Origin of the sequence: Amycolatopsis thailandensis (assembly GCF_042723255.1) — a bacterium.
Classification (GTDB): Bacteria; Actinomycetota; Actinomycetes; order Mycobacteriales; family Pseudonocardiaceae; genus Amycolatopsis; species Amycolatopsis thailandensis.
Genome location: NZ_JBHXJK010000042.1, coordinates 21,816 through 46,889 on the forward strand (window position 1 = coordinate 21,816; position 25,074 = coordinate 46,889).

At 71.2% G+C, this 25,074-nt stretch carries 19 protein-coding genes; 10 read left to right on the forward strand and 9 right to left on the reverse strand.

Annotated features, from left to right (window positions below; genetic code table 11):
- Positions 1-73 precede the first annotated feature (73 nt).
- The 3 genes from ACFWMR_RS18645 to ACFWMR_RS18655 are packed head-to-tail and all read left to right on the forward strand — an operon-like array spanning position 74 to position 3,293.
- Positions 74-1,171 (forward strand): precorrin-3B synthase, encoded by a 1,098-nt coding sequence (locus ACFWMR_RS18645; protein WP_378379238.1) that lies wholly within the window; start codon positions 74-76, stop codon positions 1,169-1,171.
- Complete coding sequence (locus ACFWMR_RS18650; RefSeq protein WP_093933682.1) at positions 1,168-1,791, forward strand: precorrin-8X methylmutase; 624 nt, start codon at positions 1,168-1,170, stop codon at positions 1,789-1,791. The genes ACFWMR_RS18645 and ACFWMR_RS18650 overlap by 4 nt, the downstream gene beginning before the upstream one ends.
- On the forward strand, positions 1,788-3,293 hold the full coding sequence (locus ACFWMR_RS18655; protein WP_378379239.1) for a precorrin-2 C(20)-methyltransferase: 1,506 nt from the start codon (positions 1,788-1,790) through the stop codon (positions 3,291-3,293). The genes ACFWMR_RS18650 and ACFWMR_RS18655 overlap by 4 nt, the downstream gene beginning before the upstream one ends.
- Here ACFWMR_RS18655 and ACFWMR_RS18660 read toward each other — a convergent pair.
- Positions 3,284-3,913, reverse strand: coding sequence for a LuxR C-terminal-related transcriptional regulator (locus ACFWMR_RS18660; RefSeq protein WP_378278281.1), 630 nt, complete (start codon positions 3,911-3,913; stop codon positions 3,284-3,286). The genes ACFWMR_RS18655 and ACFWMR_RS18660 overlap by 10 nt on opposite strands.
- A 94-nt stretch (positions 3,914-4,007) precedes the next feature.
- Between ACFWMR_RS18660 and ACFWMR_RS18665 the strand changes: the two genes are divergently transcribed.
- A complete protein-coding gene (locus ACFWMR_RS18665) occupies positions 4,008-7,673 on the forward strand; it encodes an nSTAND1 domain-containing NTPase (protein ID WP_378379240.1) in 3,666 nt (1,221 codons plus the stop codon).
- Positions 7,674-7,785: 112 nt separating this feature from the next.
- Complete coding sequence (gene helR, locus ACFWMR_RS18670) at positions 7,786-9,960, forward strand: RNA polymerase recycling motor ATPase HelR (protein ID WP_378379241.1); 2,175 nt, start codon at positions 7,786-7,788, stop codon at positions 9,958-9,960.
- Positions 9,961-10,079: 119 nt separating this feature from the next.
- Here helR and ACFWMR_RS18675 read toward each other — a convergent pair whose 3' ends face one another.
- The 5 genes from ACFWMR_RS18675 to cbiE are packed head-to-tail and all read right to left on the reverse strand — an operon-like array spanning position 10,080 to position 16,853.
- On the reverse strand, positions 10,080-13,184 hold the full coding sequence (locus ACFWMR_RS18675; protein WP_378379242.1) for an arabinosyltransferase domain-containing protein: 3,105 nt from the start codon (positions 13,182-13,184) through the stop codon (positions 10,080-10,082).
- A 33-nt stretch (positions 13,185-13,217) separates the two neighbouring features.
- Complete coding sequence (locus tag ACFWMR_RS18680; RefSeq protein ID WP_378379263.1) at positions 13,218-13,961, reverse strand: cobalt-precorrin-6A reductase; 744 nt, start codon at positions 13,959-13,961, stop codon at positions 13,218-13,220.
- Positions 13,958-14,953 (reverse strand): Gfo/Idh/MocA family protein, encoded by a 996-nt coding sequence (locus tag ACFWMR_RS18685; RefSeq protein ID WP_378379243.1) that lies wholly within the window; start codon positions 14,951-14,953, stop codon positions 13,958-13,960. Before ACFWMR_RS18685 ends, ACFWMR_RS18680 begins: the two co-directional genes overlap by 4 nt.
- The gene (gene cobM, locus ACFWMR_RS18690; RefSeq protein WP_093933675.1) at positions 14,950-15,711 is read right to left on the reverse strand and encodes a precorrin-4 C(11)-methyltransferase; all 762 of its coding nucleotides are present in this window, start codon (positions 15,709-15,711) and stop codon (positions 14,950-14,952) included. The genes ACFWMR_RS18685 and cobM overlap by 4 nt, the downstream gene beginning before the upstream one ends.
- On the reverse strand, positions 15,708-16,853 hold the full coding sequence (gene cbiE / locus ACFWMR_RS18695; RefSeq protein ID WP_378379244.1) for a precorrin-6y C5,15-methyltransferase (decarboxylating) subunit CbiE: 1,146 nt from the start codon (positions 16,851-16,853) through the stop codon (positions 15,708-15,710). Before cbiE ends, cobM begins: the two co-directional genes overlap by 4 nt.
- Positions 16,854-16,913: 60 nt before the next feature.
- On the opposite strand from cbiE, the gene ACFWMR_RS18700 reads away from it, so the two are divergent.
- The 5 genes from ACFWMR_RS18700 (at position 16,914) to ACFWMR_RS18720 (ending at position 22,590) form a co-directional block, all read left to right on the forward strand.
- On the forward strand, positions 16,914-18,884 hold the full coding sequence (locus ACFWMR_RS18700; RefSeq protein ID WP_378379245.1) for a putative cobaltochelatase: 1,971 nt from the start codon (positions 16,914-16,916) through the stop codon (positions 18,882-18,884).
- A complete protein-coding gene (cobO, locus tag ACFWMR_RS18705; RefSeq protein WP_093933672.1) occupies positions 18,884-19,498 on the forward strand; it encodes a cob(I)yrinic acid a,c-diamide adenosyltransferase in 615 nt (204 codons plus the stop codon). The genes ACFWMR_RS18700 and cobO overlap by 1 nt, the downstream gene beginning before the upstream one ends.
- Positions 19,492-20,826, forward strand: coding sequence for a cobyrinate a,c-diamide synthase (locus tag ACFWMR_RS18710; protein WP_378379246.1), 1,335 nt, complete (start codon positions 19,492-19,494; stop codon positions 20,824-20,826). Before cobO ends, ACFWMR_RS18710 begins: the two co-directional genes overlap by 7 nt.
- The gene (gene cobC / locus ACFWMR_RS18715) at positions 20,819-21,835 is read left to right on the forward strand and encodes an Rv2231c family pyridoxal phosphate-dependent protein CobC (protein ID WP_378379247.1); all 1,017 of its coding nucleotides are present in this window, start codon (positions 20,819-20,821) and stop codon (positions 21,833-21,835) included. Before ACFWMR_RS18710 ends, cobC begins: the two co-directional genes overlap by 8 nt.
- A gap of 125 nt (positions 21,836-21,960) precedes the next feature.
- On the forward strand, positions 21,961-22,590 hold the full coding sequence (locus ACFWMR_RS18720; RefSeq protein WP_378379248.1) for a hypothetical protein: 630 nt from the start codon (positions 21,961-21,963) through the stop codon (positions 22,588-22,590).
- Positions 22,591-22,674: 84 nt separating this feature from the next.
- Here ACFWMR_RS18720 and ACFWMR_RS18725 read toward each other — a convergent pair whose 3' ends face one another.
- The 3 genes from ACFWMR_RS18725 to ACFWMR_RS18735 are packed head-to-tail and all read right to left on the reverse strand — an operon-like array spanning position 22,675 to position 25,054.
- A complete protein-coding gene (locus ACFWMR_RS18725; RefSeq protein ID WP_378379249.1) occupies positions 22,675-23,421 on the reverse strand; it encodes an adenosylcobinamide-GDP ribazoletransferase in 747 nt (248 codons plus the stop codon).
- A complete protein-coding gene (gene cobT, locus ACFWMR_RS18730) occupies positions 23,418-24,437 on the reverse strand; it encodes a nicotinate-nucleotide--dimethylbenzimidazole phosphoribosyltransferase (RefSeq protein WP_378379250.1) in 1,020 nt (339 codons plus the stop codon). Before cobT ends, ACFWMR_RS18725 begins: the two co-directional genes overlap by 4 nt.
- An 11-nt stretch (positions 24,438-24,448) precedes the next feature.
- The gene (locus ACFWMR_RS18735; RefSeq protein WP_378379251.1) at positions 24,449-25,054 is read right to left on the reverse strand and encodes a bifunctional adenosylcobinamide kinase/adenosylcobinamide-phosphate guanylyltransferase; all 606 of its coding nucleotides are present in this window, start codon (positions 25,052-25,054) and stop codon (positions 24,449-24,451) included.
- Positions 25,055-25,074: the final 20 nt, after the last annotated feature.

Below are 25,074 nucleotides of genomic sequence, written 5' to 3' on the forward strand. Positions count from 1 at the left end.
ATCGAATGTAGCACACCTACTACATTCGATCCGACCATTACTCTCCTCGAAATCGGCCATCTACAGTGAGCGCATGTCCGCGAGCGCACGTGTCCGAGCCGATGCGTGCCCCGGTGTTTTCGCCACGCACGACGCGGCGGACGGTCCCCTCGCCCGGGTCCGGCTGCCCGGTGGCGCCATCACCGCGGACAGGTTCAGGGCTCTCGCGGACGCCGCCGACGACCTCGGCGACGGCGCTCTCCATCTCACTTCGCGCGGCAACGTCCAGCTCCGAGGCGTCACCCGTCCCGGTCTCGCGACCAGGCTCTCCGCGGCAGGGCTCCTGCCTTCGCCGTCGCACGAACGCGTCCGCAACATCCTCGCCTCGCCGCTGAGTGACGTCGCCCAGGACCTCGCCGCCGCGCTCGACAAGGCCCTGTGCGCAGACCCCGAGCTGGCCGAACTCCCGGGACGCTTCCTCTTCGCGCTCGACGGCGGTCAAGGTGACGTCGCGGGGGAAGGCGCCGACGTCTGCTGGCGCGACGGCGCGGTGCTGCTCGCCGGCGAAGACACCGGCCTGCGCGTCGGCCCGGAACACGCCGTCGACGCGCTGATTTCGATCGCGCGCGCGTTCCTTGGGGCCAGGGGAGCGGCTTGGCGGGTCAGCGAACTTCCCGACACGGATCCGCTGCTCGGCGACGTCCCAGGGGAACGAACCCGGCCGGAGATCTTCGCGACGAAGCCTGGCCTGCCGATCGGGCCGATCGGTGACGCGGTCGCGGTCGCCCCGGTCCTCGGTCGCCTGACCTCGGCTCAGGCGCGTGCGATCGCGCGCGCCGGGGACGCCGTGGTCACCCCGTGGCGGTCGATCCTGGTCCTCGGCCCGTTGGAAGCGGACACGGGCCTGATCACCGATCCGGACGAGCCGTCGCTCGGGATCAGCGCCTGCATCGGACGGCCGGGCTGCGCGAAGTCGCCGGCCGACGTCCGGGCCGACGCGGCGCGGGTCGGCAAGGCCCCGAGGGCCCATTTCGCCGGTTGTGAACGGCGATGTGGAAAACCCGCGCACGAGCACGTCGACGTGCTCGCGACGGAAGACGGCTATCTGGTCGACGGGGCGTTCGTCCCGGTCGGCGAGCTGGCGAGGACGTTGGCGGAGAAGGACAGCGCCGAATCGAAGGGACAGCAGTGATCGACTACATCCGGGACGGGGCCGAGATCTACCGGCATTCGTTCGCCACCATCCGCGAGGAGGCGGATCTCGCGATCCTCCCCGAGGACGTCGCGGTGCTGGCCGTGCGGATGATCCACGCCTGCGGGATGGTCGACCTGGTCGACGACATCCGCTACAGCCTGGACGTCGTGGAATCCGGCCGCGCGGCGCTCGAAGCGGGCGCGCCGATCCTCTGCGACGCCAACATGATCGCCTCCGGCGTGACCCGCAAACGTTTGCCTTCCGCCAACGAGGTGCTGTGCACGCTGTCCGACCCGAAGGTGCCGGGGCTGGCCGAGCGGATGGGCACCACCCGGTCCGCGGCCGCGCTGGAACTCTGGCGCGACAAGCTGCCCGGTTCCGTGGTGGCGATCGGCAACGCGCCCACCGCGTTGTTCCGCCTGCTGGAACTGCTCGACGAGGGGGTCGGCGCCCCGGCGGCGATCATCGGTGTCCCGGTGGGTTTCGTCGGCGCCGCCGAGTCCAAAGTGGAGCTCGTCGAGCGGGCACCGGCGCCTTATCTGGTGGTGCACGGACGACGCGGCGGCAGCGCGATGGCCGTCGCCGCGATCAACGCGATGGCGAGTGAGGTCGAATGAGCGGGCTCGGGAAACTCTGGGGTGTCGGGCTCGGGCCGGGTGACCCGGAACTGATGACGGTCAAGGCCGCGCGGCTGATCGCCGAGGCCGACGTCATCGCCTACCACAGCGCGCGGCACGGCCGGAGCATCGCGCGTTCGGTCGCCGAACCGTACCTGCGGGACGGCCAGGTCGAGGAGAAGCTGGTCTACCCGGTCACCACCGAGACCACCGATCACCCCGGCGGCTACGAAGGCGCCATCGCCGACTTCTACGAGCTGAGCGCGAAACGGCTCGCCGAGCACCTCGACGCCGGACGCGACGTGGTGGTGCTCTGCGAAGGCGACCCGTTCTTCTACGGCTCCTACATGTACATGCACGAACGGCTCGCGGACCGCTACGAGGCGACCGTGGTGCCCGGCGTGACGTCGGTCAGCGCCGCGTCGTCGGTGCTCGGCCGCCCGCTGGTGCAGCGCGACGAGGTCCTCACCATCCTGCCCGGCACCCTGCCCGCGCCGGAACTCGCGCGACGCCTCGCCGACACACAGGCCGCGGCGGTGCTCAAACTCGGCCGCACGTTCGGCAACGTCCGCGAGGCGCTGGCCGAGGCCGGGAAACTGGACGACGCCTTCTACATCGAACGGGCGACCTGGCAGGCGCAGCGCGTCGAGCCGCTCGCCGACGTCGACCCGGACTCGGTGCCGTACTTCTCGCTGGCGCTGCTGCCCAGCCCGGCGTACGCGTCCCGCCTCGCCGACGAACCCGAAGTCCCCCGGAAGCCGGAAACACACACCGGCGGCGAAGTCGTGGTCGTCGGCCTCGGCCCGGCGGGCCCCGGCTGGCTGACCCCTGAAGCGACAGAGGAACTGGCCGCGGCGGAGCACATCGTCGGCTACGGCCCCTACGTCGCGCGGGTTCCGCAGCGCGCGGGCCAGCAGCGGCACGCGTCGGGCAACCGGGTCGAGGCCGAACGCGCCGTCGAAGCGCTGGAGCTGGCCGCGAACGGCGCCAAGGTCGCGGTGGTCTCCTCGGGTGATCCCGGGGTGTTCGCGATGGCGTCGGCCGTGCTGGAGCAGGTCGCGGCCGGGCACGGCGCGGGTACGCGGGTGCGGATCGTGCCGGGCGTGACAGCCGCGCAAGCGGCCGCGTCCCGGGTCGGGGCACCGCTGGGCCACGACTACTGCGTGCTTTCGCTGTCCGACCGGCTCAAGCCGTGGGAGATCATCGAACGACGGCTCGACGCGGCGGGCGCGGCGGATCTCGTGCTCGCGCTGTACAACCCGGCGTCCCGCACGCGGACCACGCAGCTCGCGCAGGCCCGTGACGTCCTGCTCCGGCACCGCGCCCCGGAGACACCGGTGGTCGTCGCCAGGGACGTCGGCGGGCCGGAGGAGGACATCCGCGTCGTCACCCTCGGCACCCTGGATCCCGCGGAAGTGGACATGCGGTGCCTGCTGATCGTGGGTTCGTCGAAGACCCGCGCCGAGAACGGAGTCGTCTGGACGCCGCGCAGCTACGAATGACGGCCCAGCCCGGCGTTCCGGGCCTGGCCGAGCAGCACCTCACGGTCGTCCGTGCCGGCCTTGGCGTGGATCGACGACACGACGTTGCGCACGGTTTTGGGCGCGAGTCCCAGTTGCCGTGCCACCTGGGCGATCACCAGCCCGCCGGCCAGGAGGTCGAGCACCTCGTGCTCGCGTGAGGTCAGCCGGGGGAACACCCGGACCGGCTGGGAAGCGGCCAGCAGGCCGTAAAGCCGGTCGGCGGCGCGTTCGCCGAACACGACCGCGCCCGCCGCGACCCCGCGGATGAACCGGATCAGGTCGTCGGGACCGGCGCTCCGCGACAGGACCCCGCGGGCGCCCGCGAGCATCGCGGCGACCACGAATTCGCCGTCGCCGGGCGGAGTCAGCACGAGTACGGCGGTTCCCGGTACGCGGGAAGACACTTCGCGCGTTATGGCGAGCCCGTCGAGCGCGGGCGGGTGAACGGACAGGACCAGGACGTCCGGGCGCAGCGCGGTGGCGAACCAGATCGCTTCGCGTTCGTCGGGGGTATGGGCGAACACCTCCAGCTCAGGGGACACGGGCGGCTCGGGGACACCGGCGAAGACCACGCTCACCACTGGGGTTCGAATCGGCACGCGTTCGGTTGTAGCGCAGAACTTTTGTACAGTGTCGGGCCGTTTTCGGTGAACAATGTCCATTCGATAACGCTCGACGAATCAGGGGGGCCTGGTGCCGAGACGTGAGCGTCCGCTGGGACCGGGCGAAGACGTCGTCGTGGAGTTCGCGGCGGATCTTCGCCTGCTTCGCGAGCAAGCCGGAGGGCCGACGTACCGCGAGCTTTCGACCCGCGCCGGTTACTCGGCCGCCGCGCTGTCCGAAGCGGCGGGCGGCCGGAAACTGCCGGGGCTGGCGGTCACGACCGCGTACGTCACCGCGTGCGGCGGCGACGTCGCGACTTGGGAGGAACGCTGGCGCGCGGTCGCCGCCGGGCTCGCGGCGGCGTCCGAGGTCCCTGACGACTGTGTTGCCGCTGAACTCCCGTACCTGGGGCTGGCCGCGTTCCAGACCGCCGACGCCGCCCGGTTCTTCGGCCGCGAGCGCCTGGTCGCCGAGCTGACCGGCAAGCTCTCGGAACGACGGCTCGTCGGCGTCTTCGGCGCGTCCGGTTCGGGAAAGTCGTCCGTCCTGCGGGCCGGGCTGGCGGCGGTGAGCGAACGTCCTGTCGTCCTTCGCACGCCTGGCGCGCACCCGCTCGAAGAAGACCTCGACGCCGAGGGGCGGCTGCTGATCGTCGACCAGTTCGAGGAGGTCTACACGCTTTGCGGTGACCAGGCCGAACGGGAGAAGTTCGTCGACGCGCTGCTGGCGCTCGCCGGCGACGAGCACGGCACCCGGGTCGTCCTCGGCGTCCGCGCTGACTTCTACGGTCACCTCTGCCGTCACGCCGGGCTCGTCGAGGCCCTGACCGACGCGCAGGTGATGGTCGGCCCGATGACCGCCGACGAACTCCGGACCGCGATCGTCGAACCCGCCGTCCGCGCGGGCTGCCGGGTCGAGGCCGCGCTGGTCACGACGCTCGTCGCCGACGCCACCGGCCAGCCCGCGATGCTCCCGCTCGTCTCGCACGCGCTGCTGGAGACCTGGCGGCGGCGTCAGGGGATCACGCTGACCAGCGCGGCGTACGAGGCGGCGGGCGGCATCCTGAACGCGATCGCGCAGACCGCGGAGGCCGTCCACACGGATCTGGAGCCGGACAGGCGGAGCGTCGTCCGGCAGATCTTCCTGCGGCTGACCGCGCCCGGCGAAGGCACTGAAGACACGAAGCGCCGTCTCAACCGGCGCGAGCTCGACGACGATCCGGCGACCAGGGAGGTCCTCGAACGCCTCGCCGACGCGCGTCTGCTCGTCCTCGACCGCGACGGCGTCGAGATCGCGCACGAGGCCTTGATCCGCAGCTGGCCGAGGCTGCGCGACTGGCTCGCGGAGGACCGCGAAGGGCACCGCCTGCATCGACAGCTGGCCGAGGCGACCGATCTGTGGGAGTCGCTCGATCGCGACAAGGGCAGCCTCTATCGCGGCACGCGGCTGGGTCTCGCGGCCGAATGGGCGGCCAGGGAGCCGGACGCGCTGAGCACGCGCGAGCGGCAGTTCCTGGAGGCAGGGCTCGACGCCGAAGCCGAGGAGACCGCCGTCGTCCGCAAACGGACCAAGAGGCTGCGAAGACTTGTCGCGCTTCTTCACGTGCTGCTGGTGCTGGCGGCGGTGGCCATCGTGTACGCCGTCGATGCCGAGAACACCGCGACCGATCAGCGGAACGTGGCGCTCGCGCGCAAGGCCGTGGTCGACGCGAAGACGTTGCGGGAGTCGAACCCGGCGCTGTCGACGCAGCTCAGCCTCGCCGCGTACCGGCTCGCGCCGATCCAGGAGACCCACGACGGCCTGCTCGCGTCCATGGCGGCGCCGTTCGCCACCCGGATGACCTTCGACCCCGGAGACGTCACCGTGGTGCTGAGCGGGCAGCTCATGATTACTTCCGACTCCTACCGGTCGACGCGGGTGTGGTCCATCGCCGATTCGCGGCGTCCGGTGCTCCTGTCGACGTTGCCCGGTTCGGGGGAGGTTCGCGGGCCGCTCGCGTTCAGCCGCGACGGACACGCTTTGGCGACCGTCACCCGGGATCACCGGGTCCGGCTCTGGGATCTGACCGAGCCGCGGCGCCCGGTGCGGAAGGCCGACGTCACCGGTCATCAGGACACCTTGCTCTCCACCGATTTCAGCCCCGACGGCCGTGTTCTGGTCACCAGTTCGGTGGAGCACCGCGTGCGGCTCACCGACGTCGGAGATCTCGGCGCGCCCAAACCACTCGGCGTGCTCCCGGCCGGGCAGCTCGAACGAGCCGTGTTCAGCCCGGACGGCAAACTGCTCGCGGTCGCGAACACGAACTGGACGGCGGAACTCTGGGACGTCACCACGCCGTCCGCGCCGCGGCGGCGCTCCGTCCTTTCCGGACACCAGGACCTCCAGCTCACCCCGTCGTGGAGCCCGGACGGCAAACGGCTGCTCACCACGAGCTGGGACCGCACGGCGAAACTGTGGGACGTCGCGGATCCGGCGGCGCCGCGCCCGCTGACGACGTTGACCACCCCGGCCGTCGTCTGGGCGGCGGGGTTCAGCCCGAGCGGGAGGCTCGTGGTGACCGCGGGCGACGACCAGTCCGTCCGCCTTTGGGACGTCACGGGACCGGCGAAGGAACTGCCGCCGCTGTCCGGGCACACGAACGCGATCTGGTGGGCGGCGTTCTCGCCGGACGGCAAGACGATCGTGTCCACCAGCGCCGACCGGACCGTCCGGCTGCAGGACGTCGGCGAACTGGCGCTGGCTTCGAGCGCGGGCTGGAACGTGGGCCTGTTCACCGAGCAGGGCCGGATCCTCGTCACCTCCGGGGACGACGTGCGGCTCTGGGCGATGGACGACCTCCGCGCCCCGAGACAGCTCGCGAAACTCCCCGGCCCGGCCACCGTCACCGCCGTGGCGCTGAGCCCGGACCGGCGCAGCCTCGCGCTGGCGGCGCACGACGGCGCCGGTGTCGGCGGGAAGTTCGTGCTCCAGCGCTGGGACATCGGCGATCCGGCCGCCCCGAAACTGACGGCGTCGACCACGGTCTTGCCGACCTACTCGCTCGCGTTCAGCCCGGACGGGAAGACCTTCGCCTCCGGCCACGACGACGGGCCGATCCAGCTCTGGGACGTCGGCGATCCGACGCGCTTCGCCGAGCCTCGGGTGCTGCCGGTCGGTGACGGCACGGTCTGGTCGCTCGCGTTCACCCCCGACGGGCGGACGCTCGTGTCCGGTCAAGGCCCCGACTCGTCCGCCGTGACACTGTGGGACGTCGCCGACCCCAAACGACCGGGGCTGGTGTCGACCCTGTGGCCCGACAGCGGCACGTTGTTCAAGATGGCGCTCAGCCCCGACGGCCGCACGGTCGCGGCGGGCAGCAGCGACCGGAACGTCTACCTGTGGGACATCACCGATCGCGCGCACGCCGTGCGGCTGGCGAAACTCGGCGGCCATCCCGAAGGCGTCGGGCCGCTCGTGTTCGGCCCGACCGGGAAGGAACTGGCGGCTTCGGCGTTCCGGACGGTGCGCGTCTGGGATCTGGCCGATCCGCGGAATCCGGTCGAATCGGCGCAGCTCACCGGCTTCGCCGCGACGGTCAACTCGCTGGCGTACCGGGACGACGGGCATACGCTCGCGATCGGGAGCAGCGGTGTCCAGCTGTGGCAGACGGACACCGCGCGAGTGGGCGAGGAGATCTGCCGGCTGGCGACGCCGAGGATCACCAGGGAAGAGTGGGAGAAGTACTTTCCGGGGCTCGAATACGCGCCGCCGTGTTGAAGGGATAACTCCCTCCGTAATAAACATATAGCGCATGGGGGGACTTGCCACAAGACCCCGGTCATGCTTCAGACTCACTCGCCGTAGCCGAAACCTGGCGAAATGGGAGTCTGTGTCAACTCAGGGTCATGAAGAAGAGCTCCGGTCCGAACGCGACTACGTCGCCGGGCTCTACGCGCGCCTGGACGCCGAACGCGCGCGGGTGAAGGGGGAGTTCCAGGCCGCGCTGGGCGGGACCGGCGGCACGGCCATGGAACGCGACGTCGAGGTGCGCGCGCTGGGCAGGGAGTCGCGGCGGCTGGACGTCGTGGACAACGGCCTGTGCTTCGGCAGGCTGGACAGCCTCGCGGGGGAGACCTCCCACATCGGCCGCATCGGTCTCTTCGACGAGGAGAACGACTACGAACCGGTGCTGCTCGACTGGCGTGCCCCGGCGGCGCGCCCGTTCTACACCGCGACCGCCGCGACGCCGGAGAAGATGCGCCGTCGCCGTCAGTTCCACACGCACGGGCGTGAGCTGCTCGGGTTCACCGACGAGGTGTTCGGCCGCCCCGGCGGCGACGCGGAGGGTGACGCGGCGCTGCTCGCGGCCGTCAACGCGCCGCGTGGCGACGGGATGCGCGACATCGTCGCGACGATCCAGGCCGAACAGGACGAGATCATCCGGCACGAGCACCCCGGGGTGCTCGTGATCGAGGGCGGGCCGGGCACCGGCAAGACCGTGGTGGCGCTGCACCGCGTCGCGTACCTGCTCTACACGCAGCGCGAGCGGATGGAACGCCACGGCGTGCTCGTGGTCGGGCCGAATCCGGCGTTCCTGCACCACATCGGGCGGGTCCTGCCGTCGCTGGGCGAGACCGATGTGGTGTTCATGACCACCGGTGATTTCGTGCCCGGCAAGCAGGTCACCGCCGAGGACGGTCCGGAGGCGACGCGGCTCAAGGGGTCGCTGAAGATGCTGGACGTCCTCAAGGCCGCCGTCGCCGACCGTCAGCGGCTGCCGGAGGAGCCGGTGCTGATCGAGCTGGCCGACGTCACGGTCCGGATCGACGCCGAGACCGCGGAATGGGCCAGGGACGAGGCGCGCAAGAGTGGCTTGCCGCACAACGAAGCGAGGGTGACGTTCACCGACATCGTCACCTACGTCCTGACCGAGCGGGCGATCGCGCGGATCGGCCGCGGCTGGCTCAGCCGGGACGACCGTGACGAATGGGAGCGACTGCGGAAGGACCTGCTGAAGGAACTGGCCGAGAGCGAGACGTTCACCACCGCGCTCGACGAGCTCTGGCCGATCCTGACGCCCGAAAGCCTGCTGGGGTCGCTGTTCTCGTCCTCGGAACGGCTTCGCGCGGCCGGTGCCGATCAGGCGTTGCTGCGCGCGGACGGGGAAGCCTGGACGGTGTCGGACACGCCGCTGCTCGACGAACTCGTCGATCTGCTCGGCCGCGACAAGACCGCGGACCAGGCGGCGGAGAAGGCCCTCGCGCGGGAGAAGAAGGCCGAGGCCGAGTACGCGGAAGGTGTGCTCGACACGATGAAGCTCGACCGCGAGGAGATGGACGAGGACGTCATGCTGTCGGCGGAGAACCTCCTCTTCGCCGACGAACTCGCCGACCGCTTCGTCGAGCACGACACGCGCAGCCTCGTCGAGCGTGCCTCGGCGGACCGGGACTGGACGTACCGGCACGTCGTGGTCGACGAGGCGCAGGAACTGTCCGAAATGGACTGGCGGGTGCTGATGCGGCGTTGTCCCAACCGGTCGTTCACCGTCGTCGGGGATCTGGCGCAGCGCCGGTCCGAGGCCGGGGCGCGGTCGTGGGGCGCGATGCTGGAGCCGTACGTGCCGGGCCGCTGGGTGTACCGGTCGCTGACGGTGAACTACCGCACGCCGTCGGAGATCATGGCCGTCGCCGCGTCGGTGCTCGCCGAGTTCGCGCCGGACGTCCGGGCGCCGGAATCGGTGCGGTCCAACGGTGTCCGGCCGTGGGCGCGGCAGGTCTCCGCGGACTCCCTGGCCGGCGCCATCGAGGAGTTCGTCAAGGACGAGGCCGGGCGTGAAGGCACCAGCGTCGTGATCGGGCCGCCGGGGATGCCGGGCACCGTGCCCGCCTCGGAGACGAAGGGGCTCGAGTTCGACGCCGTCCTCGTCGTGGACCCGGAACGGATCCTGGCCGATGGCCCGCGCGGCGCGGCTGAGCTCTACGTGGCGCTTACGCGCGCTACGCAGCGGCTCGGCGTCCTCCACGAGGGTGCGCTTCCGGCCGCTTTGACGAGCCTGACCCCGTAACTCGCGTGATGGAACCCGTGACTCGCGTGATCAGAGGCGGAACTCGCGTGCTTGGAGCCGGAACTCATGAGTTCCGCCTCCAAACACGCGAGTCACGGGTTCAGACACGCGAGTGACGTCTAGCGGGTCGGGTCCTTGCCGTTCGGCTGCCGCGGGCCGGGACCCGGCGACCACCAGCCGGGCACGACCTTCTCGCCGTGGATGATCGTCGGCGCGATGCCCTCGGTGAACGGTTCGACCTGCAGCAGCTGGCCCCAGGACTGGCTGGGCTGGCCGATCAGGTAGCTGGGCACCTCGGGTTCGGCGGCGACCTCTTCGAGCCAGCCGATCGGGCCGCCGTTGGTGCTGGACGCCCAGTTCGCCTCGTCGGCGACGGCGCCCGCGGTGATCCGGTACTCGGGCATCTTCGAGATGCCGTCGTGCGAGGTCACCGGCTCGACGCACGGGTAGACGAACGACGCGGGCCAGTCGACGTACACCGGTTTGCCCGCGATCTTCTCGGTCAGCGTGGTGAACGTCGGCACGCGCGGCGCGGACGCGGCGATCCAGCCGTCCTCGGTGAGGTCGTTGTCGACGATGTTGATCCGCACGGACGTCGTCTCGGCCGGGAGGTCGCGCAGGTTGATCCGGGTGTCGTTCCAGCCGTTGGTCCCGGCACCCGGCGGCAGCACGAACTGGCTGCGGACGACCTTCACGCCTTCGGGGGTGTTCACGCCGTAGTCGAGGCTGACCGACGTCGGCCGCCGGGCCGCGCCCGCGGTGGCGACCACGATCTGGCCGTCGGCGGGCTTTTCGGCGAGGGCGTACCAGTCGCTGCGCAGCCGTCCGGCCCGCGTTTCGGGGTCGAGGAAGCTGCTCCACATCGGCACCTCGTCGGGCTTGAAGCCGTGCGGAGGTTCCGCGAGCGGGTCCTTGTCGTCGATCGCGCGGGTGTGGAACCCGGTCTGCACGCGGCCGTTGTCCTGCTCGGGATCGGGCAACGGCGGCGGGGTCTGCCCGGCGGGCGGCTCCTCCTTCTTGACCGGCACCGTCCGCTGTTCGGGCTGGGCCCGAAGGATGCTGGTCGCGGCGTCGCGTTCCACCATCACGTGGTCGGAGAGGTTGCAGCTCTTGCCGAACAGATGCCCGAAGTTCGCGGCGCCGAGGCTGTAAGACCCCTGCTGGTTGTGGATCGCCCACGCCATGCTGACGAACTCGCCCGTCGCCATCAGACCGCAGACGACCACCAGCGAGAGCGACCCGAGCCGCAGCGAGCGGCTCCGTCCTTCCTGCGGTCCCGCCTGCTGACCGGGCCGGTGCGCGCGGACGTTCTCCACGAACGCGTAGATCCCGGAGATCGCGGCCGCGACCAGCAGGATCGTCGACAGCGGGATCCCGCCGATCGACGGCGCCACCGCGGTCCACTGCACGCCGAGTTTCGAGACGAACCAGAACGAGTTGGGCCCGGTCGCGGCCAGCGCGCCGACCACGAGCAGCCCGGCGAGGAACGCCGCCCGGTTCCGTCTCGACCGCAGCACCGTCGAACTCGTCGCCAGCGCGGTCAGCGCCGCCATGGCCGCGCCCACCGCGGCGAACGCGCCGAAGTGGTGCGTCCACTTGGTCGGGGTCAGCGCCAGCAGCAGGAAGAACAGCGCGACCGTGCCGATCAGGCGACGGCTGGGGCCGAGCGCGGCGCCGGGGATCCGGCCGCGGCGCAGCAGCACCACCAGACAGGTCCCGGTGCACAGCAGCACCAGCAGCACGGGGAACCGGCGTGGCACCGACCCGTCCGGCAGGCTTTCGAAGAGCAACTGGTAGCGCGCGAGTTCCTGGAACCACGACAGGTTCGGGCCGACCAGGGTGCGGATCCGGGTCGCCTCCTGCACGGTGGCGAAGGTCTGGTCGGCGAACACCACGACCAGCACCAGCAGCCCGGCGGCCAGCACCGGCGCGAGCACCGGCAGCCAGCCGTTCTCGGCGCGCTGGCGGACCAGCTTGAACAGCGGGCGCGCGGCGACCAGGAACGGGGCGACCGCGATCAGCCCGGTCGGCGTCGCGGCCAGGGTGAACCCGGCGGCGGTCAGCCCGAGGCACAGCGGCAGCAGGCGGCGGGTCACCAGCGCGCGTTCGACGGCGCAGATCGCCAGCAGCGAGCCCAGCGCGGCGACCGGTTCCGGCCGGACACCGTTGTTGAACGGCATCCACCAGACCAGGAACACCGCGGCGGCGGCCCAGCCGGCCGCGCGGCTCATCCGGACCTGGGTGCCGAGCCGGGGCATGACCTCGCGGCTGATCAGCAGCCAGCTCAGCACGCCGAGCAGGAACGACGGGAGCCGGATCCACGGCGGCACCGTGCTGACGTGCGCCATCAGCTGATACACGTGGTAGAACCAGCCGAACGGGGCCTCGGCGACGCCGAACCAGCGGTGGTAGTTCGTGAGGTAGCCGGTCTCTTCGGCCACTCTCGACATCGTGAGGATGTAGCCGTCGTCGGAGGTGACCGGGCCGATGAAGACCCACGCGCCGAGCGCGATGATCACCGTCGCGTCGCGGGCGGTCAGCCGCCACCAGCCGACCGGCGCCCAGCGCGGAGCGCGGCGGGCGGACCCGGAGTCCATCCGCCACACCGCGATCAGGCAGCCGATGAAGCCGAGCGCCGCGAGCACGCCGACGATCCACTTCAGCACCGTCGGTGACGTCTGGTAGCGGGTGTCCGGGACGACCGAGACGTGCAGGCCGGCGATCGGGTCCTTGCCCGCGTTGATCGACGAGTAGATCCCGACCAGCCGAGGCCGGACGTCGCCCTCGGCGTGGAACACCACGGTCTCGGCGACGGTCAGCGTCATCTGGTTCGCGTCGGCCGAAAGCTTGATGTCGCATTTGTTTTCGGGCAGCGGCTGCTGCACGATCTGCTGTCCCTGGCTCGACGCGAGCAGCACGCCGTTGTCGATGCGCAGCTGCAGCCCGACACCCTTGCCCGCGCGCGGGTCGGTGCGGCCGTCGGGCACGGTGGAGAACAGCAGTGCCTGGCCCTGCGAACGCGCGTCGAGCGACCGGACGGTCGTGCACGGCAGGTCGACACGGAGGTCCTGGGCCCAGTACCCGGTCAAGGGCGCGTTGACGGAGCGGGTGTCGCCGCCCGTTGGCCAGACGACCTCCGCTGTGTCCTGCACCACCGGCAGGAAGGGGAAAGCCAATGCGCACAAGGCGGAGAGCAACCCCAGCGTGACAGCGATCAAACGCATCGGCGCAACGCTAACGGGTCTGGTCCGAACGGCTTACGCAGGGCTGCCCTTCGTCGCGACCCCGATCCAGGTTAGGGCGTCCCGAACCGACGTCACGCTGGCTGTTTCGGGACGTCGCGGACGCCGGACGACGACCACCGGGAGGCCGAGCCCGCGAGCCGCGGTGAGCTTCGCGGCGGTCATCGCGCCGCCGCTGTCCTTGGTGACGAGCACCCCGACGTCGTGCCGTTCCATCAGCGCGCGTTCCCTCTCCAGCGTGTACGGCCCTCGGTCGAGCAGGACTTCGTGCCGCCGGGGGAGCGGTGCCTCGGGCGGGTCGACGCACCGGATCAGGAACCACAGGCCGAGGCCGGCGAAAGCGGCGAGCCCCTGACGTCCGCTGGTGAGGAACACGCGCTCGCCCAAAGCCGGCAGCAGTCGCGCGGCGTGGTCGAGGTCGTCGGCCCAGTGCCAGGTGTCGCCGGGCTGTTCGGTCCAGCCCGGTCTGGCGAGCCTGAGCAGCGGCGTTCCCGTCGAGCGGGCGGCTTCGGCCGCGTTGGCGCCGATGCGCTCGGCGAAAGGGTGGGTGGCGTCGATCATCGCGTCGACGTCGTTCTCGGTCAGCCAGCGCGCGAGACCTTCCGGGCCGCCGAAGCCGCCGACACGGGTTTCGCCGTCGGGGAGTTTCGGTCGCGCGACGCGGCCCGCCAGCGAAGACACGACGTGCTCGCCTTGCTTGACCAGCGCTGTGGCCAGTTCCCGTGCTTCGCCGGTGCCGCCCAGGATCAGCAGCTTCATCGCGCCACGGCCGCGCGCCACCGTTCCAGCGTGCGCAGGTTGGCGAGCGTTTCGGCCCAGGTGAGTTCGGGTGCCTGCCGGTCGGCGAGGTGCGTGGCGACGTGGTCGGCTTCGCGAGCAAAGAGGCCTTGAGTCGCTTCGACCTCGATCACCTCAGGCTCGCCGCCTTCCGGCGTGAGGACGATCCGCGAGGTCTTCGGCTTGCGCATCTCGTGGATCCACGCCGGTTTCGGCACGTACAGCTGCCCTTGCGAGCCGTAGACGCGGATGTGGTCGTCCTGCGTCAGCTGAAACCCGCAGGACACCTGCGCGATGATCCCGCCCGGCAGCCGCAGCAGCCCGGACGCGAACTCGTCGACGCCGTTCGCGTCGAGCCGCGCCATCCCGAGCACCTCCTCGGGCTCGACGACCTGCTGTCCGGTCGCCGCCTGCGAGACCAGCCGTGCGAGCGAGGTGCAGTAACAGCCGACGTCGAAGATCCCGCCGCCGCCCAGCGCCGGATCGGTGAGCCGGGGCACGGCGAAGTTGTAGCTGAAGGCGACGTCCACCGCGCGGACCTCGCCGATGGCGCCGCACGAGATCAGCTCCGCCAGCCGCCGGATCTGCGGATGCAGCCGGTACATGAACGCCTCCATCAGGAAGACGTCGTTGACCCGCGCCGCTTCGATGACCTTTTCGGCCTCACTGACCGACACGGTCAGCGGCTTCTCGCACAGGATGTGCTTGCCCGCCTCGGCCGCCCGGATCGCCCACTCGCCGTGCATCGGATGCGGCGTCGAGATGTAGACCGCGTCGACGTCCGGATCGGCGAGCAGATCCTCGTAGGAGCCATAGCATTTAGGGATCTCGAAGCGGCTCGCGAACTCGGCCGCCCGGTCACCGGAACGGGCGGCGACGGCTTCGAGGACACCGTGCTTGCTCTCCTCGACGCCCGCCGCGAACTCGGCGGCGATGGTCCCGGCGGCCAGCAGGCCCCAGCGCAGACTCTTCACAGTGACTCCGGTTGGTTCGCGCGATCCCGAGTGGCCGAATAGAGAAAGCTATCGGGAAATCCTTCGGCCGCAAGGACTTCTCCGACGAAGATCATCGCGGCGCGGCTGATCCCGGCCGCACGGGACTGCGCGGCGATCGTGCCGAGCGTGCCGCGCAACACCTGCTCACCCGGCTGACTCGCCAGCGCGACCACCGCCGCCGGGCAGTCTTCGGAGTAGAACGGCCGCAGTTCGTCGACCACCTGCTCGATGCGGTTGATCGCCAGATGCAGCGCGAGCGTGGTGCCGGTCCGCGCGAAGTTCGCCAGCGTCTCACCCGGCGGCATGGCCGTGGAGCGGGCCTGGGCGCGGGTGATGACCAGGCTCTGGCCGACCTCGGGCACGGTCAGTTCGCGGTTGAGCAACGCGGCCGCGGCGGCGAACGCGGGGACGCCGGGGGTGACGTCGTAGGGGACACCGGCCGCGTCGAGGCGGCGCATCTGTTCGGCGACAGCGCTGTAGATCGACGGATCGCCCGAGCACAGCCGTGCGATCTCGTGGCCGCCTCTGTGGGCTTCGACCATCCGCTCGACGATCGCGGGGAGGTCGAGGTTCGCGGTGTCGACGAGCACCGCCTCCGGAGGGCAGTACTCCAGGAGCGCTGTCGGCGTCATGCTGCCGGGGTACAGGCAGGTTCCGCAGCGGCCCAGCAGGTCACGGCCTCGCACGGTGATGAGGTCGGCGGCGCCGGGACCGGCGCCGATGAAGTGGACGGTCATGGTTTGCTCCGAAGATTCCACTGTGTCACGGCTCGCGCCGGGGTCCAGCCGGTGAATCCGCCCAGCGGCGCCGCCTGCTCGACGCCGACGCGGATCAGCTCGCCGCCGTGTTCGGTGTACGCGCGGGCCAGGGCCTGTTCGGATTCGAGGGTCACGCCGTGCGCGACGATCCGCGCGCCGGTCGCCAGGCAGGAGTCCAGCACCCTGGGCACGGTCAGCCCGCCGCCGATGAAGATCGCGTGCGGCCTGCTCAGCCCTTCGAGTGCGTCCGGGGCCGCGCCGATCACCACGTCGAGTTCCGGGACGCCGAGCGCGTGCGCGTTCCGGGTGATCCTGGCGGCTCGCTCCGGCGACCGCTCGATCGCGATCGCCCGGTTCAGCGGATGCACGCGGGACCACTCGATCCCGACGCTGCCCGCGCCCGCGCCGACGTCCCACAGCAGCTCACCGGGTGACGGCGCGAGCCTGGCCAGCGCGGACGCGCGCAGGTCGCGTTTGGTGAGCTGGCCGTCGTGCTCGAAAGCGTCGTCCGGCAGCCCGGTCAGCGGCAGTGCGGGGCCGTCGGCCTCGATGGCGAACACGGTCAGCGAACCGGGGCCGATCCGCTCGTCGGGGCCGCCGAGGTCGGACAGCGCGGTGACGCGGCTCTTCTCGTACCGGCGGGCTTTGAGCAGGTCAAGCAGGTCTTCGGCGTTCGCGCCGAGGACGAGGATCTTCCGGCCGGGCGCCAGTGCCCGGCTCACCCGGCCGATCGCGCGGCCGACGACCGTCACCACCTCGGTCTCCTCCGCCGACCAGCCGAGCCTCGCGCGGGCGAGCGTCACCGAGGAGAGCGCGGGCAGGACCTCGACGTCGTAGCCGCGCTGGATCAGCGTCGTGCCGATGCCGGACAGGAGTGGATCGCCGCTGGCCAGCACACAGACGCCGCTTCGGCCCGCGAGGAAGTGGTCCAGGGCGGGCAGGAGCGGGCTTGGCCACGGTTCGGATTTCACCCCGGCCGGCAGGTACGCGAGCTGGCGCGGCGCGCCGACGACGACGTCCGCACGAAGCACCGCTTCCCTGGCCTGCCCGGACAGGCCGGACCAGCCGTCGGTCCCGATCCCGACGACCGTCAGGGGTGATTTTTCGCGCACCTCGGTCACGCTAGACGACGGTTTTCCTATGCGATGATCGCACCGGATCGTCGAGGATGAGGGAGTGCTGTGAAGCCGTACCCGTTCACCGCCGTTGTGGGGATGCCGGATCTGCGCCTGGCGCTGGTGCTGTCCTCCATCTCGCCCGCTGTCGGCGGGGTGCTCGTGCGCGGGGAGAAGGGCACGGCGAAGTCCACGATGGTGCGCGCGTTGGCCGGACTGCTGCCCGGCGTCGACGTCGTGGACGCTTGCCGGTTCTCCTGCGACCCCGTCGAACCCGACCCGGCCTGCCCGGACGGCCCGCACGCCGAGGGTTCGGCCGCGCATCGCCGTCCCGCGCGGCTGGTGGAACTGCCGGTCGGCGCGGCGGAAGACCGCGTGATCGGTTCGCTGAACCTGGAACGCGCGCTCGCCGACGGCGTCACCGACTTCCAGCCCGGCCTGCTCGCGGCCGCGCATCGCGGGCTGCTGTACGTGGACGAGGTCAACCTCCTGCACGATCACCTGGTCGACACGCTGCTCGACGCCGCCGCCATGGGCCGCGCGACCGTCGAACGCGAGGGTGTCTCGGTGTCGCACGCCGCCCGGTTCGTGCTGATCGGCACGATGAACCCGGAGGAAGGCGAACTGCGGCCGCAGCTGCTGGACCGCTTCGGGCTCACCGTCGAGGTCGCGTCGAGCCGGGATCCCGAACTGCGCGTCGAGGTCGTCCGGCGGCGGCTCGCCTACGAAGCGGACCCCGACGGTTTCGCCGGCCAGTACGCGGCGGCCGACGCCGAACTGGCGGCCGACATCGAGGCGGCGCAACGACTTCTGCCGTCGGTCAAACTGCCGGACGACGCGCTGCGGCAGATCGCCGAGGTGTGCGCGTCGTTCGAGGTCGACGGCATGCGCGCGGACATCGTGACCGCGCGGACCGCCGTCGCGCACGCCGCCTGGGCCGGGCGGACCGAGGTCACCACCGAGGACGTCCGGGTCGCGGCCCGGCTCGCGCTGCCGCACCGCCGTCGCCGCAATCCCTTCGACGCGCCCGGAATCTCCGAGGAACAGCTGGAGCAGGCGCTCCAGGACGCGCAGCCCGAGGACCCCGGCCCCGACGATGACGGTCCCGGTTCCGGTACCCCGCCGGAGGGCGGCGAGGCTTCGGGGCCGCCGCCGTCTTCGTCGGAAGGTGGCGAAGAGCCGTCGGGAGGCGGACGGAGCGGCGGTGACCAGAAGCCGGTCGGTGCCGGGGAAGCCTTTCGTGCCAGGCGTTTCGAGGTGAAGGGCACCGGTGAGGGCGCCGCCGGACGGCGGTCGAGGGCGATCACCGACAACGGGCGGACCATCGGCGTCCAGCCCGCCGGGACCAAGGACGGGCACCCGCATCTGCTCGCGACCGTGCGCGCGGCCGCGCCGCACCAGCGGTCTCGCGGCCGCAGCGGCGCCGGACTCGTGGTGCGGTCCCAGGACCTGCGGTTCGCCCGGCGGGAAGGGCGCGAGGGCAACCTGGTGCTGTTCTGCGTCGACGCGTCCGGCTCGATGGGCGCGCGCCAGCGGATGCGTGAGGTCAAGACCGCCGTGCTTTCGCTGCTGCTCGACGCCTATCAACGCCGCGACAAGGTGGGCCTGGTGACTTTCCGGGCCTCCGGTGCCGAACTCGCGCTCCCGCCGACGATCAGCGTCGACGCCGCGGCGTCCCGTTTGGACGGTCTCGCGACCGGCGGCCGGACCCCGCTGGCCGAGGGACTCCTTGAGGCGGCACGGGTTCTGCGGATCGAGGCCGTCCGGGATCCGCTGCGGCGTCCGCTGCTCGTCGTCGTCACCGACGGCCGCGCGACCAGCGGCGCGGACGCCGTCAAACGGGCACAGCAGGCGGCCGGATTGCTGGCCGGGAACGTGACTTCGGTCGTGATGGACTGCGAGAGCGGGAAGATGCGCCTCGGGCTCGCCGCGGAACTGGCGGAACACCTGGGCGCGGAACACGTTCCGGTCACCGAGGTCGCCGCCGACACCCTCGCGGGCGCCGTCCGTAGCCGCATCTCCGGAAAGGCGGCGTAATGCCCCAGGGCAAACCGGAAACGGTGCCGAACGACGGGCTCACCACGCGTCAGCGTCGCAACCGTCCTTTGCTCGCCGTGCACACCGGCGAGATGAAGGGGAAGTCCACGGCCGCGTTCGGGATGGCGTTGCGCGCGTGGAACCAGGGCTGGTCGATCGGCGTGTTCCAGTTCGTCAAGTCGGCGAAATGGCGTGTCGGCGAGGAAGCCGCGTTCCGCGCGCTCGGCAAGCTGCACGAAGACACCGGCCAGGGCGGCGCTGTCGAGTGGCACAAGATGGGCGAGGGCTGGAGCTGGGCGCGCAAGTCCGGGTCCGACGAGGACCACGCCGCCAACGCCCGCGAGGGCTGGGCCGAGATCAAACGCCGTCTCGCCGCCGAGACCCACGACTTCTACGTCCTCGACGAGTTCAGCTACCTGCTCAAATGGGGCTGGCTCGAAGTCGACGACGTCGTCTCGACGCTGACTTCGCGTCCCGGCCACCAGCATGTCGTGATCACCGGCCGGTACGCGCCGCCGGAGCTGATCGAGGCGGCGGACCTGGTCACCGAGATGACCAAGGTGAAGCATCCGATGGACGCCGGGCAAAAGGGCCAGCGAGGCATCGAATGGTGAATCGCGTGGTCATCGCCGCGCCCGGGTCCGGGCACGGCAAGACCACGATCGCCGCGGGTCTCATGGCGGCGTTGCGCGCGCGAGGGCTGAAGGTGTCCGGCCACAAGGTCGGCCCCGACTTCATCGACCCGAGCTACCACGCGCTGGCCACCGGGCGGCCCGCCCGCAACCTCGACCCGTTCCTGCAAGGCGAGGATCAGCTGATCCCGTTGCTGCGGCACGGTTCCGCCGGGGCCGACATCGCGATCATCGAAGGCGTGATGGGCCTGTTCGACGGGGCGCTGGGCACCGAGGGCTACGCGTCGACGGCGCATGTCGCGCGGCTGCTGGACGCCCCGGTCGTGCTGGTGGTGGACGCTTCGGCGGCGTCGCGCAGTGTCGCGGCGACCGTGCTCGGGTTCGCGCAGTACGACACCCGCGTCCGGCTCGCCGGCGTGATCCTCAACAAGCTGGGCTCGCAGCGGCACGCGGACGAGATCGTCACCGCGCTGGAGGCGACCGGCGTCCCGCTGCTGGGAACGTTGTACCGCAACGAAGAGATCCACGCGCCCAGCCGTCACCTCGGTCTGGTCCCGGCGGCGGAACGGGCGAGCGAGTCGGAGCGGCTGCTGCCGGAACTGGCCGGATGGATCAGCGAGGGCGTCGACCTCGGCGCCGTCGTCCAGGTCGCGCGCTCGGCGCCCCGGCTTTCAGGCGAGCCTTGGCGGCCTTCGCTCGCGCATGACGGACGGCGTTCGGTCGTCGCCGTCGCGGCCGGTCCGGCGTTCACCTTCCGCTACACCGAGGCCGACGAACTGCTCGCCGCCGCCGGTGTCGACGTCGTCGAGGTGGATCCGTTGCAGGACAAGGAACTTCCCGAGGGCTGCGCCGGGCTGTACTTCGGCGGCGGCTTCCCCGAGGTGCACGCCGAAGAGCTGTCGGCGAACGTCCCGTTGCGGACCGCGGTGGCTCGCGCTGTCGGCGACGGAATGCCCGTCGTGGCCGAATGCGCCGGGCTGCTGTACCTGTGCCAGGACATCGACGGGATGCCGATGACCGGTGTCCTCGACGCTTCGGCCACCATGACCAAGCGCGGGAAACTCGGCTACCGCAAGGCTTTCTCGCCCGCGGACACCGTGCTGACCGTCGCCGGACAGCGCGTCACAGGCCACGAGTTCCACCGCACGATCGTCGAACCCGGCAGTGGTCCGACACCCGCCTGGGGCTGGGACCGCACCCCCGACGGTTTCGCGTCGGCGTCGCTGCACGCGTCGTACCTGCACGTCCACTGGGCGGGCTACCCCGAACTCGCGGAGCGGTTCGCCGCCGCTGTCCACGCCCATGGCTGACTACGACCTCTGGCACCACGGAGACCGCGAGGTCGGCGAAGGGCTCGTCGATCTGGCGGTCAACGTCCGGCTCCCCGCGCCGCCCGCCTGGCTGCGCGCCGAACTGGCGGCGGCCCTGGACGACCTGGCCGCGTATCCGGACGTCACCGCCGCGGTGACCGCGGTGGCTCGCCGGCACGGGTTGCCGGAGTCCCAGGTGCTGGTGACTTCGGGCGCGGCCGAGGCCTTCACGCTGCTGGCCACGGCGTTGCGACCTGCGCACGCGGTGGTCGTGCATCCGCAGTTCACCGAACCCGAAGCCGCCCTGCGCGCGGCAGGCCATCCCGTGCACCGGGTGCTGCTCTCCGATGACGACGGCTTCCGCCTCGGATCCGTTCCGGAAGAGGCCGACCTGGTCTACGTCGGGAACCCCACGAACCCGACTTCGGTGCTGCACCCGGCCGCGGACCTGCTCGCTCTGCGACGCCCCGGCCGACTGGTCGTCGTCGACGAAGCCTTCCTCGACGCCGTTCCCGGCGAGACCGAAAGCGTTGCGGGACAACCGGGTTTCGCCGTCCTCCGGAGCCTGACGAAAACCTGGGGGATCGCCGGGCTGCGCGCCGGATACGTCCTAGCGGAAGAGTCCGTTGTGGACAGTCTGCGCGCGGTCCAGCCGCCCTGGTCGGTGTCCTCGCTCGCCGCCGTCGCCGTGGTGGCGTGCTGCCGTCCGGCGGCGCTGGAGGAAGCCGAGAAGCTCGCGGTGTCGGCGGAATCGGACCGGGAGTACCTGGTCTCGGGCCTGACCGGGCTGGGCGTAGAGGTGCAGGGGGAGCCGCGCGGTCCTTTCGTGCTCGTGCGCCTTCCCGGTGCGGACATGGTTCGGGAACGGTTGCGGGAGCACGGTTTCGCGGTCCGGCGCGGGGACACCTTCCCGGGCTTGGACTCGCGCTACCTGCGGATCGCCGTGCGGGACCGGGAGACAGTGGACCGGTTCCTGGCCGCCCTCGCCGAGGTGTTGTCGTCCGTCTGATCACGCGAGTTCGCCGCCCGATCACGCGAGTCACGTCTCTGATCACGCGAGTCACGCCTTCCGGCCCGGCAACACGAATCGTCACTCACGACCACACCCCGCGCTGAAGATGGTTGGATGAGCCGGTGAACTTCGTGATCGGCGTCTTCGATCTCTTCGCCTACACCATCCCGGGCGCGCTGTACGTCGCGTTCTTCGGCTACCTCGGGGCGAAGCTCCACATCCTGACCGCCGCGAGCATCGGTGGCGTTCCGACCGTGATGCTGGTCGTCGTCATCGTGGTGCTGAGTTTCCTGCTGGGCTATCTGGCCTACCCGCTCGGCGAGGCGCTGGAGCGGATCGTGCCGCGCAGGCGCGATCGGAACCCGGTCGAGGTGTTCCTCAAGCGCTCGCCTGCGGCGAAGGACCGTGCGTTCCTGAAAGAGAACACGCATCTCCTGCTGTGTGCGCTGCAACTGCACGACAAGGAGGTCGCGGTCGACGTCACGAGGCTGCGCGCGTCCGGGCTCATGGTGCGCAACTGCGCGCCGCCGTTGCTGCTGGGCGCGGTCGCGGCGATCGTCGAGATCTTCGCCGGGAAACATCCGTTCGTCGCGGCGGTGCTCGCGGTGCTGCTCCTGTCCGCGTCGCTCACCTTGGTCTCGCAGGCCCGGAAACTCAGTCTTTGGGCCGGGATGAAGACCCTGGAACTGTGCTTCTGGATCCCGGAGATCGACGAGAAGCTGACGGCCGACGCCGTCCCGGAACCCTCCTGACCCCGCGCGCAAGTGCCCCCAATGTGGCATTGGGGACGCTCAACGTCCCCAATGCCACATTGGGGGCATCGCGACCTCGCCGACTCAGAAGGACAAGCCCAGCAGAACGCCCGCGACGGCCACCTCGACGCAGCCGCCGAGCACGTCCCCGGTGATCCCGCCCAACCGCTGGACGCACCGCGCCAGCAGCGCCGACGCGGCCAGATACCCCAGCGTCACCGCGACAAGCCCGTGCCACCACGGAAGAACGAGCGCCGCCGCGCCCGCGAGCACGGCGAACACCACCGCGGCCGTCCACACCGGCACCGAGCCGGCGACGGTCGCGCCCAGCCCGTCCGGGCGGGCCGAGGGGACACCGCGCGCGCAGCACAGCGAGAGCACACCGCGTCCGGCGAAGACCGCGAGCGCGGCCGCCGCGACCCCGTGGCCCGCCGAGATCGCCCCGGCCAGCGCGCCGACCTGGACGAGCAGCACCAGTACCAGGGTCGCGACCCCGGTCGGCCCGGAATCCCCGCGCCGCATGACTTCGAGCGCCCGTTCGCGGTCGTAGGAGGCGCCGAGTCCGTCGGCCGTGTCGGCGAGCCCGTCCAGATGGAGCCCGCGGCTGCCCAGCGCCACCGCGCCCACCGCGAGCGCCGCCGACGCGAAAGCGGACAAACCGATCAGCTCGCCAAGGAAGACGATCACCGCGGCGACGGCGGCGAGCGGGACGACGGCCGGCGGAGCGAGCACCATCGCGGCGCCCGCCACCCGCCGGTCGATCAGCTTCGGCGCCGGGACCCGGACCGTGGTCAGGGTCCCGACGGCCATTTTCAGCGCGTCGGCGATCAAGCCAGATCCGCCAGCAGGCCCATGTCCGCGAGGATCGCCCGCGCCGCCCGCAGCGTCGGCACCGCTTGTACGGCGCCGCTGCCCTCGCCGAGCCGCAGCCCGAGGTCGAGGATCGGCTCCAGCCCGAGCGCCTTCAACGCGTACGCCTGCGAAGGCTCTGTCGACCGGTGTCCGGCCAGCCACCATTGCTCGGCGCCCGGCGCGATCTCGCGCGCGATGAGCGCGGCGGCCCCGGAGAACACGCCGTCGAGCAGCACCGGCACCCCGCGAACGGCGGCCTGCACGAGAAAACCCGCCGTCGCGGCGAGACAGGCGCTGCCGAGAGCGGTCAATACCGCGAAGGGGTCCTTCACCGCACCGGCCCTGGTCAGCGCCGCCTCGACGACCGCGACCTTCCGCGCTCGCCCGTCTTCGTCGATCCCGGTGCCCGTGCCGACGACCTCTTCCGCCGCCAGGCCGAGCACCGAAGCGACCACGGCCGCGCAGATCGTCGTGTTGCCGATCCCCATGTCACCGGGGACGAGCAGATCCGCGCCGCCGTCGATCTCCTCGTCCGCGATCGCCAGCCCGTGCTCGAACGCCGTCCGCGCCTCGCCCTCGTCGAGCGCGTCCTCGACGTCGATCGAACCGGAACCCCGCCGGACCTTGTGCGCGGTGACCTCGGCGGGCACGTCCGCGCCGTCCCAGTCCACGGCGATGTCCAGCGCCCGCACCTTCGCCCCGGACAGCGCGGCCAGCACGCCGACGCCGCTCTTCCCCGCCAGGAACACCCGGACCATCGCCGCGGTGACCTCGCGCGGATACGCCGACATCCCGGAAACCCCGTGGTCACCGGCGAACACGACCACGCGGACGTCGTCGAGCGGCCGCGGCGGGACGGTGCCGTGCGCCGCGCTGAGCCAGGCCGCCAGGTCTTCGAGCCTACCGAGCGAACCCAGCGGCTTGACCAGGCCGTCGAGCCTGGCGCGTGCGGCGGCTTCGGCGGCGGCGTCCGGGGTGGGGATGGCGAAAGACATCGTCAGGCTCCCTAAGGCAGGTCCAGCATCCGTCCGGCGACGACCAGCACGGTCCGATCGGACCCGGCGGACACCCGGTTGTTCAACGCGCCCAGCACATCACGGAACACGCGCCCGGACACCGTCGCGGGCACCACACCGCTGCCGACCTCGTTGCTGACCGCGATCACCGGCACGTCGGCCTGCGCCCACGCCGCCAGGAAGTCCTCCAGCCGGTCGTCGAGCCGCCGTTCCCAGCCCTTGCGCTGCTCCCAGGCGCCGACCTCGTCGAGCACCCGGCTGATCCAGGTGCCGAGGCAGTCGATGAGCAGCGGATGCGTCGCCGTGCGCAGCACCGTGGCCAGATCGGTGGTCTCGATCGTCTTCCAGTTGGCGGGCCGTCGCGCGCGGTGCGCGGCCACCCGGGCGGCCCATTCGGGATCGTCGGCGCTCGGCGGCAGTCCGGGCGCGACGTAGGTCAGGTGCGGGTGGCGGGACGCGAGGCCCTCGGCGTGGTGTGACTTCCCAGAGCGGACGCCGCCCAGTATCAGCACCTTGCCGTCGTCGCGCGAGTAGCGGCGAAGTGCCCTCGCGAGGGACTCGAGAACCCCCGCGAGGCGATGCGTCAGCTTGGTCATACCCCGCATTCTCGTGCACG